Source organism: Burkholderia sp. Bp9016, assembly GCF_003857765.1.
Taxonomy (GTDB): Bacteria; Pseudomonadota; Gammaproteobacteria; order Burkholderiales; family Burkholderiaceae; genus Burkholderia.
The window spans coordinates 13,280-29,296 of record NZ_QTPY01000033.1 but is presented as its reverse complement, the minus strand read 5'-3'; the positions used below and the strand labels follow the sequence as shown (position 1 = coordinate 29,296).

Annotated in this window: 12 protein-coding genes; 5 read left to right on the top strand and 7 right to left on the bottom strand. The window is 68.6% G+C overall.

What is annotated here, in order from left to right; all coding sequences use genetic code 11:
* Window positions 1-4: 4 nt before the first annotated feature.
* Window positions 5-916: an MBL fold metallo-hydrolase gene (locus DIE13_RS28925; protein ID WP_261323848.1), complete on the bottom strand. Its 912-nt coding sequence runs from the start codon at window positions 914-916 to the stop codon at window positions 5-7.
* Between the two features lie 223 nt (window positions 917-1,139).
* On the opposite strand from DIE13_RS28925, the gene DIE13_RS28920 reads away from it, so the two are divergent.
* A complete protein-coding gene (locus tag DIE13_RS28920) occupies window positions 1,140-2,522 on the top strand; it encodes a sigma-54-dependent Fis family transcriptional regulator (protein ID WP_124830463.1) in 1,383 nt (460 codons plus the stop codon).
* Window positions 2,523-2,602: 80 nt separating this feature from the next.
* The gene (locus DIE13_RS28915; protein WP_124830462.1) at window positions 2,603-3,130 is read left to right on the top strand and encodes a M949_RS01915 family surface polysaccharide biosynthesis protein; all 528 of its coding nucleotides are present in this window, start codon (window positions 2,603-2,605) and stop codon (window positions 3,128-3,130) included.
* A gap of 131 nt (window positions 3,131-3,261) precedes the next feature.
* On the opposite strand, the gene DIE13_RS28910 is transcribed toward DIE13_RS28915, so the two are convergent.
* The 4 genes from DIE13_RS28910 to DIE13_RS28895 all read right to left on the bottom strand — a co-directional run bounded on the left by DIE13_RS28910 (window position 3,262) and on the right by DIE13_RS28895 (window position 10,261).
* Window positions 3,262-4,290: a MerR family transcriptional regulator gene (locus DIE13_RS28910; protein ID WP_124830461.1), complete on the bottom strand. Its 1,029-nt coding sequence runs from the start codon at window positions 4,288-4,290 to the stop codon at window positions 3,262-3,264.
* A gap of 132 nt (window positions 4,291-4,422) precedes the next feature.
* A complete protein-coding gene (locus DIE13_RS28905) occupies window positions 4,423-6,003 on the bottom strand; it encodes an efflux transporter outer membrane subunit (protein ID WP_124830460.1) in 1,581 nt (526 codons plus the stop codon).
* 2 nt (window positions 6,004-6,005) lie between these two features.
* Window positions 6,006-9,155: an efflux RND transporter permease subunit gene (locus tag DIE13_RS28900; RefSeq protein WP_124830459.1), complete on the bottom strand. Its 3,150-nt coding sequence runs from the start codon at window positions 9,153-9,155 to the stop codon at window positions 6,006-6,008.
* Window positions 9,152-10,261 carry an efflux RND transporter periplasmic adaptor subunit gene (locus tag DIE13_RS28895; RefSeq protein ID WP_124830458.1) on the bottom strand — a complete coding sequence of 370 codons (1,110 nt, stop codon included), beginning with the start codon at window positions 10,259-10,261 and terminating at the stop codon, window positions 9,152-9,154. The genes DIE13_RS28900 and DIE13_RS28895 overlap by 4 nt, the downstream gene beginning before the upstream one ends.
* Before the next feature lie 192 nt (window positions 10,262-10,453).
* On the opposite strand from DIE13_RS28895, the gene DIE13_RS28890 reads away from it, so the two are divergent.
* Window positions 10,454-11,074 (top strand): TetR/AcrR family transcriptional regulator, encoded by a 621-nt coding sequence (locus DIE13_RS28890; protein WP_124830457.1) that lies wholly within the window; start codon window positions 10,454-10,456, stop codon window positions 11,072-11,074.
* A 92-nt stretch (window positions 11,075-11,166) separates the two neighbouring features.
* Here DIE13_RS28890 and DIE13_RS28885 read toward each other — a convergent pair whose 3' ends face one another.
* Together DIE13_RS28885 and DIE13_RS28875 are read right to left on the bottom strand one after the other, a co-directional pair.
* Window positions 11,167-12,900, bottom strand: coding sequence for a ClcB-like voltage-gated chloride channel protein (locus DIE13_RS28885; protein ID WP_199568439.1), 1,734 nt, complete (start codon window positions 12,898-12,900; stop codon window positions 11,167-11,169).
* A gap of 115 nt (window positions 12,901-13,015) precedes the next feature.
* Window positions 13,016-14,083, bottom strand: coding sequence for a YeiH family protein (locus tag DIE13_RS28875; protein ID WP_124830454.1), 1,068 nt, complete (start codon window positions 14,081-14,083; stop codon window positions 13,016-13,018).
* Window positions 14,084-14,194: 111 nt separating this feature from the next.
* Here DIE13_RS28875 and DIE13_RS28870 point away from each other — a divergent pair, with 111 nt between their 5' ends.
* Both DIE13_RS28870 and DIE13_RS28865 read left to right on the top strand, forming a co-directional pair.
* On the top strand, window positions 14,195-15,088 hold the full coding sequence (locus DIE13_RS28870) for a LysR family transcriptional regulator (protein WP_124830453.1): 894 nt from the start codon (window positions 14,195-14,197) through the stop codon (window positions 15,086-15,088).
* Between the two features lie 163 nt (window positions 15,089-15,251).
* Window positions 15,252-16,016 (top strand): TIM barrel protein, encoded by a 765-nt coding sequence (locus tag DIE13_RS28865; RefSeq protein WP_124830452.1) that lies wholly within the window; start codon window positions 15,252-15,254, stop codon window positions 16,014-16,016.
* The last annotated feature ends 1 nt before the right edge of the window (window position 16,017 follow it).

Below are 16,017 nucleotides of genomic sequence, written 5' to 3'. Positions count from 1 at the left end.
CGGCTTAGATCGCGTCGAGCGGGATCTTCAGGTAGCGCACGCCATTGTTTTCGGGTTCGGGCAGGTGGCCGGCGCGCATGTTGACCTGCACGGACGGCAGCATCAGCACGGGCATGTCGAGCGTCGCGTCGCGCGCGGTGCGCATGTCGACGAACGCGTCCTCGGTCACGCCGTCCTTCACGTGCACGTTCGCGCGGCGCTGCTCGGCGACGGTCGTCACGTACTGCACGTCGCGACCGCCCGGCTGGTAGTCGTGGCACAGATACAGGCGCGTGTCCGGCGGCAATGCCAGCACGCGTGCGATCGAGCGGTACAGCGTGCGTGCGTCGCCGCCGGGGAAGTCGCAGCGGGCCGTGCCGTAGTCGGGCATGAACAGCGTGTCGCCGACGAAGGCCGCGCGCCGCGTCGCGTCGTCGACGCAGTAGGTCAGGCACGCGGGCGTATGGCCCGGCGTGTGCAGCGCGCGGATCGTCAGCGTGCCGAGCGCGAGCGTGTCGCCGTCGTCGACGAGCCGGTCGAACTGGCTGCCGTCCTGCGCGAAGCCGGGGCCGGCGTTGAACAGCGTGCCGAACACGTGCTGCACGCGGCGCACGTGCGAGCCGATCGCGATCCGGCCGCCGACGTGCGCCTTCAGGTACGGCGCGGCCGACAGATGGTCGGCATGCACGTGCGTCTCCAGTAGCCAGTGCACGGTCGCGCCGAGTTCGGCGACGCGCGCGATCAACCGGTCGGCGCTGGCCGTGTGCGTGCGGCCGGATTTCGGATCGTAGTCGAGCACGCTGTCGATCAACGCGCACGCGCGGCTCGCCGTATCGAGCAGCAGATAACTGACGGTGTGGGTCGCCGGGTCGAAAAAGCCTTCGACCGACAGCGTGGGAGTAGGGCTCACGGGAATGTCCTCGATCGGGTTCTGCATCTGCAATCGGGAATCTCATGATCAAGAAGCGTGCCAATCGGCAACGTCGTGCACGAAGATGTAGCAGGTAATTGATTTGGCTCGACTTTTCGATGCGATCGAGACGATCTGCCACGGCTGGGGGCGCGCTGCTGCCCATGTGGACTGCCACTTCTGGCAGTGTCGTGGCAGAATTGGCAGTCGACCTGGCAGCCCGTCCGGTCATCCGCTTTCGAGCCTCCGCATGCATCCGCACGACACCATTCCGATCGTTCCCGCGCCGCCGCGCGATGTGATGCCCGACGTGCGCGCGCTCGTCGCGTATCTCGAGCACGACCCGCAGCCGATGATCGTCGTCGATCCCGATTACCGCATCCTCGCAGCGAACGATGCGTATCGTCGCCAGTTCGGCGTGGCGGGCGTCGAGCACGTGGGCCGGCACTGCTTCCAGGTGTCGCATCACTACGACGTGCCGTGCGACCAGGCCGGCGAGCATTGCCCGATGAAGCAGGCGCGCGAATCGCGCAGCCTGAACCGCGTGCTGCACATCCACCATACGCCGCGCGGCCCCGAGCACGTCGACGTCGAACTGCGGCCGATCTTCGATGCGAGCGGCACCGTGATCGCATACGTCGAGCGGCTGACGACGGTGCGCAGTGCGTCGGCGCAGCCGAGCGCGGAAGGGCTCGTCGGCGGCGCCGACGCGTTCAATGCGGCGCTCGGCGCGCTGCAGCGGGTCGCGCCGTCGACGCTGCCCGTGCTGCTGCTCGGCGAGTCAGGCACCGGCAAGGAATTGTTCGCACGGGCGTTGCACGAGGCGAGCGATCGCGCGATGGGGCCGTTCGTGGTCGTCGATTGCTCGGGGATCGCCGAGACGCTGTTCGAAAGTGAGCTGTTCGGCTACGAGAAGGGCGCCTTTACCGGCGCGAACCAGCGCAAGCCGGGCCTCGTCGAGACCGCGCAGGGCGGCACGCTGTTTCTCGACGAGATCGGCGACGTGCCGCTGCCGATGCAGGTGAAGCTGCTGCGGCTGATCGAGTCGGGGACGTTCCGGCGCGTCGGCGGCGTCGAGGCGCTGCGCGCGGATTTCCGGCTCGTCGCGGCGACGCACAAGCCGCTGCGCGAGATGATCGACGACGGCCGGTTCCGACAGGACCTGTACTACCGGATCAACGCGTTTCCGATTCCGCTGCCCGCGCTGCGCGAACGGCGCGGCGACGTGGCGCTGCTGGCCGAATCGATCCTGCGGCGGATCGCGAATGCGCGCGCCGGCGCGGGCGATGCCGGGGCGCGGCCGTTCGTGCTGAGCGAGCGCGCACGCGCGTGCCTCGACGCGTACGCGTGGCCCGGCAACATCCGCGAGCTGCGCAACGTGCTCGAGCGCGCGTGCCTGTTCGCGGACGACGGGACGATTCGCGTCGAGCATCTGCCGGCCGAGCTGGTCGCGGCATCGGCGGCGCCGCGCACGCGCGCGGCGGAATCGCGCGGCATGCCGGACGCGGAGCTCGTGCGCATTGCCGGCACGTTCGAAGGCACGCGCAAGGCGCTGGCCGAGCACGTCGGGATGAGCGAGCGGACGCTGTATCGGCGGATGAAGGCGCTCGGGATCGGGATGCGCGGCGGGTGAGCGCAGCGTAGCGTCGTGGTACCTGGCGGCCACAGGCGGCTTTGTCGATAATGGCGCGTTCGATTCCAACGTCATCGCCGATGAAGAGCCATCTCCTTTCCCGCTGCATGTTTCTGGCCGCCGCTGCGCTGGCCAACCCGGCGCAGGCTGCCGAATATGCGTGGACCGATGCGCTGGGCGCGCATGCGGTGACATTCGCCCGGACCGAGTCCGGCGACGACGTGCAGCTCAAGGTATCCGCGACACTCGACGGCCGGCCCGACTGGACGGTGCGCGACTATGTGAAGGAATGCCCGGTCGACGTCATCCTCGACGTCGTGCCGGCTTCGGTCGAGATGACCGACCTGCTCGGCAACGGTCGCAAGCAGTTCCTGTTCGCATACAAGATTGGCTGCCGCGGCGACGTCAGCGCGGACCAGGTCAAGTACTTCCTGATCGACCAGGGGACGAAATACGTGCTGCGCGGCGAGGAGACCGTCACGGTCAAAGGCAAGTTCATGGACGGCGGTGCGGCACCCGCGCCGAGTGCGGACCTGAAGGCGCAGCCCGTGTTCCTGCGCTACATGACGAAGCACTGGCATGCGATCAGCCTGCAGGACTATCGTTGAGTGCCCGGGCTGGCGGGTGGTTCAGTGCATGTCGATCACGCTGAGGGTGCGACGACAGTGCTCTGACACGACGGCTCGCCGGGCGGCGCGCGAAACCGCCACGCGCCGTCCGCGACGTCGACGTCGTGCGATCAGCGTGCGGGCGCGAGTTGCGCCATCGCCTCGCGCATGAAGCCGAGCAGCGTGCCGTCGACCCATGCGTCCTTCGTCAGCACCGGCTCGGTCATCATCGCCTTGCGGAATTTCGCATGCGTGGCGGGATCGTGGCCAGCATAGCTGCAGAACAGGTCGAGCCAGCGTTTCGCGAGCGCACGGCCTTCCGGCGAATCGGGCTGTGCACCGGCCTCGATCGCATCGCGCGCGTCCGCCATCAACTGCGGCCACTCCATCGCGCGCTCGCCATAGTGCGCTCGCATGAAACGGATTTCGTCCGGCGCCAGATACGTCTCGAAGATCCGCATCTTGGTCTCGGCCACCGCTTTCAGCACATAGTCGCGCAACCCGGTCGAGATGCCGATCTGCGCCTGCATCGACGGCTCGCGCTCGTGCATCAGGTTCAGCTTGGCCAGCAGGCGCGGATCGTTGTTCGTGTCGCGCACGAGCAGCGTCATCCAGCGATCGGCGAGCGCGCGCGCTTGCTCGTCCTCGGGCGGCACGCCCGCGTCGTGCAGTGCCCGCACGTCGGCGACGAGCGCGATCCATTCCGCGTCGCCGGTCTGGCTCTTGCGGTACATCGGCAGGCGCGCGAGTTCTTCCTCGGAAAAATATTGGTCGTACACGGTCATCAACTCCAGTGTGATGAGCCAGTCGGCCAGCTCCGGCTCCGCGCCCGCGGCGAGCTGCGCGTGCAGATGCACGAGCCGTTCGCGCAGCTGCGCGGTTTGCGCAAGCTGGTGGTCGAGCGACGCGATCTGCTTAGCGACGAGCTCGACGAGCGGCGTGCCGGGCTGGTTCAGGTGGTCGCCGATTTCGGCGAGCGACAGTCCGAAGCGACGCAGGGTCTGGATCTTGTGGAGCCGGGCGATGTCGTCGCGGTCGTACAGCCGGTAGCCGTTGTCGGCACGCGCCGAAGGCGTCAGCAAGCCGATCGCGTGATAGTGATGAAGCGTGCGGACGGTCAGTCCGCTCCGCTTCGCCAGTTCTCCCACTTTCAGCCGCATGGTGTCCTCCGTTCGGTGCGCACACTGGAGTCTCGAACGTTACGCTACGTGAGGGTCAAGCGGAAGATCGCACATCGGCGCGCGGGGTGGCTCCGCGCGCCGTCGGCCCGACACGAAGGGCGCGTGATGTCGTTATTGCGGTGACGGCGGCGCGTCGGGTATGCCCGTGCTTGCCTGGGCGCCGGGGGTGTTTTGATCCACGTTGCCGGCTGCGTCGGCTTTCCCGGCCTTCGCGGCGTTGCCGGCCGGGGCGACCGGCGACGTGCCCATCGCCTGGTAGAGCCGCGCGGTGTCGGCGAAGCGCGCGCCGGTCGCGCGGATCTCGTCGAGCCGCGCATTGCGGTACTGCAGTTCGCTCGCACGCGCGGCCGACGGCGGCAACGCGCCGAGCCGCACGCGGGCGGCCGCGTCGTCGTAGGCGCCGCGCGCGGACAGCGCGGCGCGCGACGACGCATCGAGCGCTTCCGCATCGTGCTCCAGCGCGGCGAGCGAATCGGCGACGTTCTGGAACGCGGCCAGCACGGTCTGCTTGTACTGGTCGACCGCGGCCTCGTAGGTCGCCTTGGCCGCCCGGCGCTGCGCGAGCAGTGCACCGCCGTGGAACAGCGGCTGGCTCAGCGACGCACCGACGTTCCAGATCGCGCCGGCGCCCGACAGCATCGCCGGCCAGCTGAAGCCGCCTTTGCCCAGCGCCGCCGACAGCGACAGTTGCGGGAACATCTGCGCGGTCGCGACGCCGACTTCGGCGGCGGCCGCCTTCAGCCCCGCATCGGCGGCCTGGACGTCGGGGCGGCTTTGTAGCAGGACCGACGGCACGACCACGGGCACCTGCGTGGGCAGGTGCAGGTCGGCGAGCGTGAGATCGGCGGGCGGTTGGTCGGGGGTACGGCCGATCAGCACAGCGAGCGCATGGCGCGCCGAGTCACGCTGCTGGCGCAGCGCGGGCAGGCTGGCCGCGAACGTGTCCGCGCTCTGCTGCGCGGTCAGCGCGTCGCTGCGCGATGCCGAACCGAGCGCATAGCGGCGCTGCGCGTCGTGCGCCTGGTCGTTCGCGAGCGCGACGAGCCGCTCGGTCGTCGCGATCTGCGCGTTGAGCACCGAGACCGTGATCGATGCGGTGACGATGTTCGCGGCGAGCGCGCGCCGCGCCGATTCGAGCTGGAACGCGCTGACGTCGACGCGTTTGGCGAGCGCGCGGTTCGCGAAGCGCGCCGCGCCGAACAGGTCGATCGTGTAGCTCGCCTGCAGTTGTCCGACGAAGGTGTCGTACAGCAGCGTCGGCGCGCCGAGCGCCGGAATCGGTACGCCCAGCGCGCGCTGGCGCGTGGCCTGCCCGCCCGCATCGATCGACGGCAGCATCGAACTGCCGATCTGCCCGCGCAACTGTTCGCGCGCGGCATCGAGCGAATGCGACGCCGCGCCGAGCGTCGGGCTGTTGCGCAGCCCTTCGTCGACGAGCGCGTTCAGCGCATCGGAGCGGTACTGCGTCCACCAGTCGGGCACGGGTTGCGCGCCGACCTCGAACTGCTGCGCGACGCCTTGCGCGGCAACCGTCTGCTGCACTTGCGGCGTGGCGCCGTAGTGGGCGGGCGACGGCATCGGGGGCGGCTCGCCGCTCGGCGCGAACCATGCGCAGCCGGCGAGCGGGCCGGCGAGGGTCGCGGCCGCGAGCGCCCGTGCGGCCTTCGTTTTCAGGTTCATCGACAATTCCATGATCAGGCTCCCGACGGCGCGGCAGGCGTGCTGCCGTCGGTGGGCGGGCCGTCGCGCGGATCGCGTTCGTCGCGCTTTACGCGGAACCACGTGGCGTACAGCGCGGGCAGGTAGAACAGCGTCAGCACGGTCGCGCTCGTGATCCCGCCCATCAGCGCGGTGGCCATCGGCCCGAAGAAGTTCGAGCGCAGCAGCGGGATCAGCGCGAGCACGGCGGCCGCGGCGGTCAGCGTGATCGGTCGGAAGCGTCGCACGGTCGCGCCGACGATCGCGTCGAAGCGTCCGTGGCCGGCGGCGATGTCCTGCTCGATCTGGTCGACCAGAATCACCGAGTTGCGCATGATGATCCCGAACATCGCGATCACACCGAGCATCGCGACGAAGCCGAACGGCTGGCCGAACAGCAGCAGCGTGCCGACCACGCCGATCAGGCCGAGCGGCGCGGTGAGCACGACCATCAGCACGCGCGAGAAGCTCTGCAACTGGATCATCAGCAGCGTGAACACGGCGATCGCCATCAGCGGCATCTGCGCGTTGATCGATGCCTGCGCTTTCGCGCTTTCCTCGACCGACCCGCCGATGTTGATCTGATAGCCGACCGGCAGTTGCGCACGCAACGCATTCAGCTTCGCGTCGATCGCATGCGTCACGTCGATGCCCTGCGCGCCGGCGCGCACGTCGGACTGCACGGTGATGGTCGGCTGGCGGTCGCGCTCCCACACGACACCGTATTCGAGCGTCGGCGTGAAGCGGCCGAGCGAGCCGAGCGGCACCGGACCGTTCGGCGTCGGCATCGCGAGGCCCGCGAGCCGGGCCGGATCGACGCGGTCCGCGCGCGGCGCGCGCAGATCCACCGCGATCAGCTTGTCGCGTTCGCGATACTGCGTGACGGTGGTGCCGGACAGGGTCATCGCGAGGAAGCTCGACACGTCCTGCGACGTGACGTTCAACTCGCGCGCCTTCTTCTGGTCGAGCTCGAAGCGCACCGAGCGCTCGGCGGGCTCGTCCCAGTCGAACTGCACGTTGACCGCGCGCGCGTCGCCGCGCATCGTCGCCGCCACCTTCTCGGCGATCGAGCGTACCGTTGCAATATCGTCGCCGCTCACGCGGAACTGCACCGGGTAGCCGACGGGCGGCCCGTTCTCGAGCCGCGACAGGCGCCAGCGCACGGCCGGAAACTGGTTGCGCAGCGTGGTTTCGAGCCAGGTCGCGAGCTTTTCGCGATCCTCGACCGATTTCGCGGTGACGACGAACTGCGAGAAGTTCGGCAACTGAAGCTGCTGGTCGAGCGGCAGGTAGAAGCGCGGTGCGCCGCTGCCGACGAAGTTCACCGAATGATCGATCTCGGGTCGCCTGTCGAGCACCTTTTCCAGGCGCTCCGTTTCGCGCAGCGTCGCCGCGAACGACGCGCCTTCGGGCAGCCGCAGGTCGACCAGCAGCTCGGGACGGTCGGAGCTCGGGAAGAACTGCTGCGGCACGAGCGTGAAGCCCATCAGCGCGACGACGAAGAGGGCGCCGGTGATCAGCAGCACGACGAAGCGCCGCTCGATGCACCAGTCGATCCAGCCGCGCAGCCGCGTGTAGAAGCGCGTGTCGTAGATGTCGTGCTCGTGATCGTCCGGCAGATGCGCCTCGTGCGCGTGCTTCTTGCGCTCGGGCAGCAGGTGATAGCCGAGCAGCGGAATCAGCACGACGGCCGCGAACCACGACGCGATCAGCGCGATCGCCGACACCTCGAAGATCGAGCGCGTGTATTCGCCGGTGCTCGATTTCGCGAGGGCGATCGGCAGGAAGCCCGATACCGTGACGAGCGTGCCGGTCAGCATCGGAAACGCGGTGCTGGTGTAGGCGAACGCGGCGGCGCGGGCGCGGCTGTAGCCCTGCTCGAGCTTCACGGCCATCATCTCGACCGCGATGATCGCATCGTCGACGAGCAGCCCGAGCGCGAGCACCAGCGTGCCGAGCGACACCTTGTGCAGCCCGATGTCGAACAGGTACATGAAGAGCGCGGTGACGGCGAGCACGACCGGAATCGAGATCACCACGACCATTCCGGTGCGCAGCCCGAGCGACACGAGGCTCACGACCAGCACGATCGCGACCGCTTCGGCGACGGCTTCGAGGAAGTCGTCGACCGAATGCGCCACCGCATGCGGCATGCTCGACACCAGCGTCAGCTTCAGGCCGGCCGGCAATTGCGCCTGCAGATCCTTCGATTCGGCGTCGAGTGCCTTGCCGAGCCGGATCACGTCGCCGCCGGGCTGCATCGTCACGCCGATGCCGAGCACCGCATGACCGTTCGCACGCATCTGCGTGACGGGCGGATCGTCGTAGCCGCGCTTCACGGTGGCCAGGTCGCCAAGCCGGAACGTGCGGCCGTTGATACGGATCAGCGTGTCGGCGATCGCCGCGACGTTGTCGAACTGGCCGCTCGGCCGCACGAACACGCGATCGTCGGCGGTGGTCAGCGCGCCGGCCGACGAGATGTCGTTCTGCGCGTTGATCGCCTGTCCGAGCTGTTGCGGCGAGATGCCGAGGCGCGTGAGCTGCGCGTTGTCGGCCTCGATGAAGATGCGCTGGTCGGGGTCGCCGAAGTAGTCGACCTTGCCGACGCCCGGCACGCGCAACAGCACCGTGCGCAACTGGTCCGCGTAATCGTGAAGCTGCGCGGGCGTGAAGCCGTCGCCTTCGAGCGTCCAGATGTTGGTGTAGACGTCGCCGAACTCGTCGTTGAAGAACGGGCCCTGCACGCCTGACGGCAGCGTATAGCCGATGTCGCCGACCTTCTTGCGGATCTGGTACCAGGTCTCGGGCACGTCCTTCACGGGCGCCGAATCCTTCATCGTGAAGAAGATCAGCGATTCGCCGGGGCGCGAATAGCTGCGCAGGAAGTCGATGGCCGGCGTTTCCTGCAGCTTGCGGCCGATCCGGTCGGTCACCTGCTCCTGCACCTGGCGCGCGCTCGCGCCGGGCCAGAACGTGCGGATCACCATCACGCGGAACGTGAACGGCGGGTCTTCGGATTGCGCGAGGCGGGTGTACGCGAGGATGCCCGCGAGCGTCGCGAGCGCGATCAAGTAGACGACCAGCGCCTGGTGGCGCAGCGCCCACGCCGACAGGTTGAACCGGCCTTCTTCACGGGAGCCGCTCATGACGCGAAGTCCTCCGGATGCAGCGGCGCGATCGCGCGCACTTTCTCCCCCGCGCTGACCGTGTGCACGCCCTGCAGCACGACGCGCTCGCCCGGCTGCAGCCCGTGCGACACGGTGACGGTGCGTTCGTTGAAGCGCGCGACGTCGACACGGCGCAGCTCGAGCGTGTCGTCCTTCGCGCGCACGATCCATACGGCCGGATGCGGGCCGTCATGGAACAGCGCGGTCGCGGGCAGCGTGATGGTCACTGCGTTGCCGGCGGCCGGCGCGCCGTCGAACGCGACGTTCGCGGTCATCCCGAGACGGACGGCCGGATCGGGCGCGGCGAGCGTGAGTTTCACGCGATACGTGCGGCTTTGCGGATCGGCGGCCGGTGCGATTTCGCGCACCTTGGCCGCGAACTGGCGGCCCGGCAGCGACGGCAGCGTGATGCTGGCCGCGTGACCGGGCGCGAGCGACGCGAGCGCGGCCTCGGGCACGTCGCTGACGACGTCGACGTCGCCCGACCAGGCGAGCTGGTAGACGGCCTGGCCGGCCGACACGTTCTGGCCGGTGTCGGCCTGTTCGGCGGTGATGGTGCCCGCGTGATCGGCGACGAGCGTCGCATAGCGGAGCTGGTTCTTCGCGAGCGCGAGCTGCTGCTGCGCCTGGTCGCGCTGCGCAAGCGCCGACGTGTAGCTGTTCTCGGTCTGCTCGAGCTGTGCGGTCGCGATCAGGTTCTCGCGCGCCTGCGCGCGATCGCGGTCGAGCTGCTGTTTCGCGAACGCGAGGCCGTGCGACGCGGCATCGAGCTGCGCCTGCGCGCTCGCGGCGTTCTTCTCGACGTCGGACGGATCGAGCAGTGCGACGACCTGGCCGGCCTTTACCGTATCGCCGAGCCGCACCTTGCGCTCGACGATCTTGCCTGCGATGCGGAACGACAGCGGCGTCGCGTAGCGCGGCTGGATCTCGCCGGGCAGCGTGTGCGCGGGCGCTGCATCGTCGGCATGCGCTGGCAGCGCGACGACGGGGCGCGGCGCGGGCGGCGCGGCCTCCTTCGGATGGCAGGCGGCGAGGACGAGCGCGGCGCCGAGCAGCAGCGCGGCGCGGGAACCGGAGCGATTCACGAAACCCCCAGATCAGGTGTGAGCGGAACGAAGCCGGCAAGCGCGACGGGCGCTTGCCCCGAGTGGCGCCGGCCTCGGCGCGCACGAACAGAGCCGAACGAGGTCGTTCGGAAACTGCGGTGGATTCTAATACACACATGTATCCAAATGCAAAAATGAATCCGAAAGGGAGTTGGTGCTAGACTGCGCGACATGAAACCACAGCGCCTAACTCGCGAGCAGAGCAGGGACCAGACGCGCGAACGTCTGCTGAATGCCGCACACAGGATTTTTATGAAGAAAGGCTATGTCGCCGCGAGCGTCGAGGACATCGCGGCGGCAGCCGGCTATACACGCGGCGCGTTCTATTCGAATTTCCGCAGCAAGTCGGAGCTGCTGCTCGAACTGCTCGCGCGCGACCATGATTCGGTACGGGCCGATTTCGAAGCGATCTTCGAGGGAGGCGGCCCGCGCGAGCAGATGGAGTCGATGGCGCTCGCGTACTACCGGACGCTGTTTCGCGACGACGAATATTCGCTGCTGTGGGGCGAGGCAAAGCTGCAGGCGGCGCGCGACGCGAAGTTTCGCGTGCGCTTCAATCAGTTCCTGCACGGCAAGCGGCTGCAGATGGCCGAATTCATCCAGCGCTTCGCCGAGCGCGCGGGCACGCCGCTGCTGTTGCCGGCCGAGACGCTCGCGTTCGGCCTGATGTGCCTGTGCGACGGCGTGCAGTCGTTTTACACAGCTGATCCGCAGCACGTGTCGGCCGACGCGGCCGAATCGGTGCTCGCAGGGTTCTTCGCACGGGTCGTGCTGGGGCGCGCGCCGGACTGAGCGTTCAGGCGCGCGGCGCGTAGTTTAGGGGGGTGTTCGCCGAGGATGCGGGGCGCAGCGCACGCAACACCGGGTCGCGTGCACCGAGCCCGTCAGCGCTCGCCCGTCATCCGCCGGTACGCGTCGAGCAGCGAGGTCTTGTAGACCACGCCCGCGAGCGTCGGCTCGGCTTCGCTTTCGATCACCGGCAGCCGTTCGCCCTGGAACGCCATGAAACGTTCGAGCGCGGTCGCGAGCGGCATGTCGGGCGTGAGCAGCGGAAACGGCGTATGCACGTAGTGCGCGGCCGTCTTGTCGGTCGTGTCGCGCTTGTCGAGCAGGTCGGACGTGATGTCCTTCAGCGCGACCGCGCCGCGAAAGCGCCCGGTGTCGTCGGTCACGTACAGATACTTCACCGGATATTCGAGAAACACGCGCGTCATGTCGGCCACGCTCGCGGTAAGCGGCACGACCGTCTGCGCGGGCTGGATCAACTGGCGCATCTGCGTGGTGCGCAGGCGCACCCGTTCTTCCGCGTCCTGGTGATGACGCAGCGTGATCTCGTACATCGACGTCGTGCCCGTCGCACGCGCGACGAAATACGCGAACACGCACGACACCAGCAGCGGCAGCACGACCTGGTAGCTCAACGTCATCTCGAAGATCATCAGGATCGCCATCAGCGGCGCCTGCGTGGCGCCTGCCATGAACGCACCCATCCCGACCATCGCATACGCGAAGTACGCGGACGTGTGGCCCGGCCACAGCGTGTTCATCGCGAGCCCGAACAGCGAGCCGAACACCGCACCGACGAACAGCGTCGGCGTGAAGACGCCGCCGACCGCGCCGGAGCCGGCCGTCGCGGCGGTCGCGACGATCTTGAACACCAGCACCGCGACGAGCGCCTGCCAGGTCCACGGCGAATGCAGGATGTGGTTCACGACGCTGTAGCCGTTGCCCCACACGTCCGGAATCCACACCGAAATCACGCCGACGACGAGGCCGCCGATCGCGAGCCGTACCGGCAGCGGCACGGGCAGCCGCTTGAACTGGTTCTTCGACGCGTCGAGCAGGTGCAGGAACTGCGGCGCGAGCACGCCGCACAGCGCGCCGAGCACGACGAACAGCAGCACCTCGGGGCCGGTGACGGCCGGGAACACCGGCATCTCGTAAGGCGGCCGGTAGCCGGCGAATTCGCGCATCACGATGTTCGCGACGACCGACGCGACGACCATCGGCCCGAAGCTTTCCATCGCGATCGTGCCGAGCACGATTTCGGACACGAAGAACGCGCCTGCGATCGGTGCGTTGTACGCCGACGTGATGCCGGCCGCGGCGCCGCACGCGACGAGCAGGCGCAGGCGCGGCGGATCGAAGTGCGCAAAGCGGCCGACCAGCGACGCGGCGAGCGCCGCGAGTTGCACCATCGGGCCTTCGCGGCCGATCGAGCCGCCGCTGCCGATGGTCAGCAGCGACGACACGCTGCGCCACAGGCTCTGCCGTACGGGCACGATGCCGTCGCCGAGCGCGACGGCTTCCATGTAGTCGGTCTTGCCGGATTTCCTGTCGCCGCGTGTCGCGAGCAGCAGCACGCAGCCGGCGAGGAAGCCGCCCGCGGCCGGCATCCAGAACCGCACGTACCACGGCAGGCTTCTCGCCATCTGCACGAAGCTGCCGCTGTGCCCCGAGATCAGGTGCTGCATCAGGTCGATGCCTTCGCGAAACGCCATCGTGGCGAAGGCGCCGCCGACGCCGACGATGGCCGACCAGATCAGCATCGTATGGGCGTCCGACAGGCGGAACAGCGTTTGGGCGCGAGTGCGCAGCTTCAGCAGGAACGAGAGCACGGCTGAAAGAGAGCGGAAAAGAGGACGAGGGAAACCGTCGCGAAGCATAGCACTGCGCCGCGCCCGCGGGACTTCCCCGTCGGGCGCGGCGCTTGTCGCGGCGTGGGCGTGCGGCTCAGCCAAGCCAGTGCTGCACGGCGAGCGTGATGCCGTAGCCGCCGGCGATCAGCCACACATACAGGATCAGGCCGGTGGTCAGCGCGCGGGGGCCGGCCTCACGGATCTGCGATACGCGGGTTTCGATGCCCAGGGCCGTCATCGCCATCGTCAGCGCGAAGGTATCGAGCACGTTCAGCGTATGCGTGGCGTCGGCAGGCAGCACGTTCAGCGAGTTGACGATCACGAAGCCGAGGAAGCCGAGAGCGAACCAGGGCACGGCCACCTTGCGCTTGCCCTGCGTGCTGTCGGCGGTTGCCCGTGCGGAGCGGGCGAGCCACCAGCCGAGCGTGAGCAGCACCGGCACCAGCAGCATCACGCGCGTCATCTTGACGATCGTTGCGACGTGCGTGACCTGCGGGCTGATGTCGCTTGCGGCGCCGACCACCTGCGCGACCTCGTGGATCGTGCCGCCGAAGAACAGGCCGAGGCCGGCGGGGTCGAGATCGAGCAGGCCGGCGTGATACGCGAGCGGATACAGGAACATCGACAGCGTGCCGAACAGCACGACGCTACCGACGGCCATCGCGCTCTGGTGCGGCTTCGACTGCAGCGTCGACTCGAATGCGAGCACCGCGGCCGCGCCGCAGATCGCGCTGCCGGCGGCGGTCAGCAGTGCTGCGTCGCGATCGAGCTTCATCACCTTCATGCCGACCCAGGTGCCGATCACGAGCGTGCTGACGACCACCAGCACCGACACCGTGAGGCCCGGCAGGCCGACCTGCGCGATTTCCTGCAGGCTCACGCGCAAGCCGAAGAACGCGACCGCGATGCGCAGCAGCTTGCGCGCGGAAAAATTGACGCCGGCTGCCCAGCTTGCCGGCATGCCGTCGCGCAACGCGTTGCCGTACAGCGCGCCGGCGATGATCCCGACGATCAGCGGCGACAGGCCGAGCCCGGCGATGGCGGGCAGTTGCGACAGGCTGGTAACGGCGGCGGCGAACAACGCGACGAACAGCACGCCGTTCAACTGGCCGCGCATCGACGGCGCGGCGCGGTCAAGATGGGGAGTCGGGGCAGTGGACATGGAGGCACCCTATGAAGCATGTTGCGATGTCCTAATCCTAATTTGGTTATATCGATATGAAAAATTGTGATTTGTGACGTAAAATATCCGGAAATCCGATAATTCAACCCAATGACCCCGGATCAACTGATAACGTTCGCCGCCGTTGCCGAACACCTGAACATCAGCCATGCCGCCGTAGCGCTGCATCTGTCGCAGCCGGCCGTATCGGGCCAGTTGCGCCTGCTGCAGGAGGAGTTCGGCGAGCCGCTGTACCAGCGCGACGGCCGCGGCATCCGGCTGACGCCGGTGGGCGAACAGCTCGCGCAATACGCGAAGGCGCAGCGCGACACCTTCGCGCAGGCGCGCGCGTTTCGCGACGCGGTGCGCGGGCTCGACGCCGGCACGCTGCGAATCGGTGCGAGCACCACACCGGCCAGCTATCTGCTGCCGTACCTGATCGCGGCATTCCAGCCGCGCGCGCCGCGCGTGGCAATCCAGACGATGAGCGGCAACACGGCCGACGTGGTCGCCGCGCTGGCATCGCTCGACATCGCGATGATCGAAGGGCCGCCCGGCGAGGCGCTGCCGCCCGGCACCGCCGTGCATGCGTGGCACGAGGACGAGATCGTCGCGATCGTGCCGGCCGGGCATCCGCTCGCCGCCCCCGGGTACGACGCGGGCGTCACGCTCGGCGCACTCGCCGCGCATCCGCTCGTGTTGCGCGAGGAGGGCTCCGGCGTGCGCCAGCTCGTCGAGCGTGCGTTCGCGCACGGCGGCGCGCCGATGCGCGTCGCGTTCGAGATTTCGGGCGTCGAGGCCGTGAAGGAGGCCGTGCGCGCGGGGATGGGCGTCGGTTTCGTGTCCGCGATGTCGCTGCGCCATCAGGATGCAGCGCTGGTGGCGCGTTCGCTGGCGCCCGAGCCGCTCACGCGTCATTTCTCGATTCTCGTGCCGCACGGCGCCGCGCCATCGCGCGTGGCTGTCCAGTTCCTCGAGATGAGCCTCACGCACGACGCCGGATAAGCGGGCCGAGCGCGGCCCGGGAACGCCGGATGCGCGTCGGCTGGCGCGTACTTGCACGACGGTCCGGCCTAGGGATTTCCTCTATGGCGCACGCCAAAGGCGAAGCGCACCATCCGTCTCAAACGAATGGAACCGGTTCCATTTCAGGAAAAAAGGGCGAGAAATGGCAGACATCGTGATCGTGGCGAGTGCATTCGGAATGGACCGCGTGCGCCAGCAGGGCCACCGAGCATTCATCGAGACCGCGGCGGCGTCCGGCGCGACCGGTTTCGAGGTGCGGCGCGAGTTGTTCGCGTCGGACGACGACGCGACGCCGGGCGCGCTGGCCGCGCTCGGCGCGGAACTCGCCGCGCACGGGCTGTGGTCGGTCTACTCGACGCCGGCCACGCTGTACACCGAAACGGGCGCGCTCGATGCCGACGCGTTGCGCGACACGCTCGTGGAAGCTGACGCACTCGGCGCGCGCTTCGTCAAATTCCAGCTCGGCGGCTTCGCTGGCGACGCGCACGCGGCCGATCTCGTCGCGCTGTCGCGCGGCGCGCGGGCCCGCGTGGTGGTCGAGAACGGCCAACTGCCGGTGGGCGGCGCGCTCGCGCAGTTCCGCGGGCTGTTCGCCGCGTTGAGCGACGCGGGCATGCCGGATGCGGTCGGCATGACGTTCGATATCGGCAACTGGCAGTGGCCGGGCGAAGCGCCGCTCGCGTGCGCACAGGCGCTTGCGCCGCATGTGGAATACATTCATTGCAAGGCAGTCGTTGGCGAGGGCGCACGCCGTTTCGCGGTGGCCCCGACGCCGGGCGATCCGCTCGTCACGGGCGTGCTCGCGGCCTTGCCGCAAGCGGCGCCGCGCGGCATCGAGTTCCCGTTCGATGCGGCCGACCTGGCGGGCGACGCCGGCCGGCGCGTCGCGTGGCTCGCCGCCGCGTGAG

What these genes read in the sequence shown, in the direction of transcription:
- DIE13_RS28925 (WP_261323848.1), bottom strand. Translation starts at nt 916, where the DNA reads ATGCAGAACCCGATCGAGGACATTCCCGTGAGCCCTACTCCCACGCTG.
- DIE13_RS28920 (WP_124830463.1), top strand. Translation starts at nt 1,140, where the DNA reads ATGCATCCGCACGACACCATTCCGATCGTTCCCGCGCCGCCGCGCGAT.
- DIE13_RS28915 (WP_124830462.1), top strand. Translation starts at nt 2,603, where the DNA reads ATGAAGAGCCATCTCCTTTCCCGCTGCATGTTTCTGGCCGCCGCTGCG.
- DIE13_RS28910 (WP_124830461.1), bottom strand. Translation starts at nt 4,290, where the DNA reads ATGCGGCTGAAAGTGGGAGAACTGGCGAAGCGGAGCGGACTGACCGTC.
- DIE13_RS28905 (WP_124830460.1), bottom strand. Translation starts at nt 6,003, where the DNA reads ATGGAATTGTCGATGAACCTGAAAACGAAGGCCGCACGGGCGCTCGCG.
- DIE13_RS28900 (WP_124830459.1), bottom strand. Translation starts at nt 9,155, where the DNA reads ATGAGCGGCTCCCGTGAAGAAGGCCGGTTCAACCTGTCGGCGTGGGCG.
- DIE13_RS28890 (WP_124830457.1), top strand. Translation starts at nt 10,454, where the DNA reads ATGAAACCACAGCGCCTAACTCGCGAGCAGAGCAGGGACCAGACGCGC.
- DIE13_RS28875 (WP_124830454.1), bottom strand. Translation starts at nt 14,083, where the DNA reads ATGTCCACTGCCCCGACTCCCCATCTTGACCGCGCCGCGCCGTCGATG.
- DIE13_RS28870 (WP_124830453.1), top strand. Translation starts at nt 14,195, where the DNA reads ATGACCCCGGATCAACTGATAACGTTCGCCGCCGTTGCCGAACACCTG.
- DIE13_RS28865 (WP_124830452.1), top strand. Translation starts at nt 15,252, where the DNA reads ATGGCAGACATCGTGATCGTGGCGAGTGCATTCGGAATGGACCGCGTG.